Genomic DNA, 3,707 nt, shown 5'->3' with positions numbered 1-3,707 from the left:
CGGCTGGTTGGCCACGATGCCCACCGTCTGGCCGTCCATGCGGGCAAAGCCGATCAGGATGTTCTTCGCGTACTCGGGCTGCAGCTCGAAGAAGTCGCCGTCGTCCACCGTCTTGACGATGAGCTCCTTCATGTCGTAGGGCTTGTTCGGGTTGTCGGGCACCAGCGAGTCCAGGCTGAGCTCCATGCGGTCGATCGGGTCGCCGCTGGGGCGCACCGGCGCTTTCTCGCGGTTGTTGAGCGGCAGGTAGTTGTAGAGACGGCGCAGCATCAGCAGCGCCTCCACATCGTTCTCAAAAGCCAGGTCGGCCACGCCGCTCTTGGTGGTGTGGGTGATGGCGCCCCCCAGCTCCTCGGAGGTGACCTCCTCGTGCGTCACCGTCTTCACCACCTCGGGGCCAGTGACGAACATGTAGCTCGAGTCCTTCACCATGAAGATGAAGTCGGTCATGGCCGGCGAGTACACCGCGCCACCGGCCGAGGGCCCCATGATCATGCTGATCTGCGGCACCACGCCCGAGGCCATCACGTTGCGCTGGAACACGTCGGCGTAGCCCCCGAGCGAGGCCACGCCCTCCTGGATGCGCGCACCGCCCGAGTCGTTCAGGCCGATCACCGGCGCGCCGACCTTCATGGCCTGGTCCATCACCTTGCAGATCTTCTCGGCGTGCGCCTCGGAGAGCGCGCCGCCGAAGACGGTGAAGTCCTGGCTGAACACGAACACCAGGCGGCCGTTGATCATGCCGTAGCCCGTGACCACGCCGTCGCCCGGGATCTTGTTGTCCTGCATGCCGAAGTCGGTGCAGCGGTGCTCGACGAACATGTCCCACTCTTCAAAAGTGCCCTCGTCGAGCAGCACCTCCAGCCGCTCGCGCGCGCTCAGCTTGCCCTTGGCGTGCTGCGCGGCAATGCGCTTCTCGCCACCGCCCAGCCGCGCCGCGGCGCGCTTGCGTTCGAGTTGTTCAAGGATGTCCTGCATGGTGGTTCTCCGGAGGAAACGATCGGTCAGTCAAAAAGGTCCAGCAACTGGCGCGCCGCGGTGGACGGTGGCAGTTCGCCCGCCAGCACGCGGCGGGTGGTTTCGTCGAGTTCCGCGCGCACCGATGGGTGCGCCCGGAAGCGCTGTTTGAGGCCGGCATCGATGCGCTCCCACATCCAGGCGCGGGCCTGCTGCTGGCGGCGCCGGGCGAGCTGGCCGTTGGCCGTCTGCAGCGCACGAAAGCGCGAGACCTCGGCCCAGAAGGCATCGATGCCCCGCCCCTGGAGGGCGCTGAGCTGGATCACCTGGGGATGCCAGAGGCCGTCGTCGTGGTGGGCGTGTTCGGGGTGGCCGTGCAGGCCGAGCAGGCGCAGTGACGACGTGATCTGGGCGCGCGCGCGCGTGGCGGCATCGGGATCGAGGTCGGCCTTGTTGATGACCACCAGGTCGGCCAGCTCCATCACGCCCTTCTTGATCGCCTGCAGATCGTCGCCCGCGTTGGGCAGCTGCAGCAGCACGAACATGTCGGTCATGCCGCTGACCGCCGTCTCGCTCTGGCCCACGCCCACGGTCTCGACGATCACGATGTCATGGCCGGCCGCCTCGCAGACCATCATGGCCTCGCGCGTCTTCTCGGCCACGCCGCCCAGCGTGCCACTGCTCGGGCTGGGCCGGATGTAAGCCCGGTCGTGCACCGAAAGCTTTTCCATGCGGGTCTTGTCGCCCAGGATCGAGCCGCCCGAGACCGAAGAGGACGGGTCGATGGTGAGCACCGCCACGCGGTGCCCTTTTTCAATCAGGTACAGGCCCAGCGCCTCGATGAAGGTGCTCTTGCCCACGCCCGGGACGCCGCTGATGCCCAGGCGCAGCGCACGGCCCGTGTGCGGCAGCAAGGTGGTGAGCAACTCGTCGCCCTGGGCCCGGTGGTCCGCCCGGGTGGACTCCAGCAGCGTGATGGCCTTGGCCATGGCACGGCGCTGCGTGGCGGGTTCGCCACGCACGATGCCTTCAAGCAATGCCCGAGGGGTCACCCCTGGGCCTTCCGGATCTGCTCCAGCACATCCTTGGCGCTCGCCGGGATCGGTGTGCCCGGGCCATAGATGCCCTTGACGCCCGATTCGTACAGGAAGTCGTAGTCCTGGCGCGGAATCACACCCCCCACGAACACGATGATGTCGTCGGCGCCCTGCTTCTTGAGCTCGGCAATGATGGCCGGCACCAGCGTCTTGTGGCCCGCGGCGAGGGTTGACACGCCCACGGCGTGCACATCGTTCTCGATCGCCTGGCGCGCACACTCCTCGGGCGTCTGGAACAGCGGCCCCATGTCCACGTCGAAGCCGAGGTCGGCGAAGGCCGTGGCCACCACCTTGGCGCCCCGGTCGTGGCCGTCCTGGCCCAGCTTGCTGATCATCACGCGGGGCCGGCGCCCCTGCTCCGCGGCGAAGGCGTCGATCTCGGTCTTGAGGGCTTCCCAGCCCTCGGCGGAATCGTAGGCAGCTGCGTACACACCGGTCACCTTTTGTGTATCGGCGCGGTGGCGCCCGTAAACCTTCTCCAGCGCATCGCTGACCTCGCCCACCGTGGCGCGCAGGCGGATGGCGCGGATCGACAGATCCAGCAGGTTGCCCTCGCCGCTGTCGGCCGCGGCGGTCAGCGCCTCCAGCGCGGCCTGCACCTTCGCTGCATCGCGCGTGGCCCGGATCTGCTTGAGGCGGGCGATCTGCCCGTCGCGCACCGCCATGTTGTCGATGTCGCGCGCCTCGATCGGGTCTTCCTGCTTGAGCTTGTATTTGTTGACGCCGACGATCACATCCTTGCCGGAGTCGATGCGCGCCTGCTTCTGCGCCGCGGCGGCCTCGATCTTGAGCTTGGCCCAGCCGCTGTCCACCGCCTTGGTCATGCCGCCCATGGCCTCGACCTCCTCGATGATCGCCCAGGCCTTGTCGGCCATCTCCTGCGTGAGGCTCTCCATCATGTAGCTGCCGGCCCAGGGGTCCACCACGTTCGTGATGTGCGTCTCTTCCTGGATGATGAGCTGCGTGTTGCGCGCGATGCGCGCACTGAACTCGGTGGGCAGGGCGATGGCCTCGTCGAACGAATTGGTGTGCAGCGACTGCGTGCCGCCGAACACCGCGGCCATGGCCTCGATGGTCGTGCGCACCACGTTGTTGTAAGGGTCCTGCTCGGTGAGCGACCAGCCCGAGGTCTGGCAGTGCGTGCGCAGCATCAGGCTCTTGGGGTTCTTGGCGTTGAAGCCCTTCATGATGCGCGTCCACAGCAGCCGCGCCGCGCGCATCTTGGCGATCTCCAGGTAGAAGTTCATGCCGATCGCCCAGAAGAAGGACAGGCGCCCGGCGAAGTCGTCCACGTCCATGCCCTTGGCGATCGCGGTCTTCACATACTCCTTGCCATCGGCCAGCGTGAAGGCCAGCTCCAACGCCTGGTTGGCGCCGGCTTCCTGCATGTGGTAACCCGAGATCGAGATCGAGTTGAACTTCGGCATGTGCTGAGCCGTGTACTCGATGATGTCGCCGATGATCTTCATCGATGGCTCAGGCGGGAAGATGTAGGTGTTGCGGACCATGAACTCCTTGAGGATGTCGTTCTGGATCGTCCCGCTGAGCTGGTCCTGCCGCACGCCCTGCTCTTCCGCCGCCACCACATAGCCCGCCAGCACCGGCAGCACCGCGCCGTTCATGGTCATGGAGACGCTGACCTTGTCCAGCGGA

3 protein-coding genes are annotated in these 3,707 nt (G+C 66.6%); all 3 read right to left on the bottom strand.

Going from position 1 to position 3,707, the window contains the following annotated elements; genetic code table 11:
* Positions 1-978, bottom strand: a 978-nt coding sequence (locus KIT86_RS24660) for an acyl-CoA carboxylase subunit beta (protein WP_297403319.1), incomplete at its 3' end; no start/stop codon positions are given.
* A 26-nt stretch (positions 979-1,004) separates the two neighbouring features.
* On the bottom strand, positions 1,005-2,009 hold the full coding sequence (meaB, locus tag KIT86_RS24655; RefSeq protein WP_297403317.1) for a methylmalonyl Co-A mutase-associated GTPase MeaB: 1,005 nt from the start codon (positions 2,007-2,009) through the stop codon (positions 1,005-1,007).
* The coding region (gene scpA / locus KIT86_RS24650; protein ID WP_297403316.1) for a methylmalonyl-CoA mutase at positions 2,006-3,707 on the bottom strand (1,702 nt) is incomplete at its 5' end. The genes meaB and scpA, both read right to left, overlap by 4 nt.

Source organism: Hydrogenophaga sp. (genome assembly GCF_026125825.1).
Taxonomy (GTDB): Bacteria; Pseudomonadota; Gammaproteobacteria; order Burkholderiales; family Burkholderiaceae_C; genus Hydrogenophaga.
Note: the sequence above shows the minus strand (reverse complement) of the source record. Positions and strands in the feature narration are given on the sequence as shown.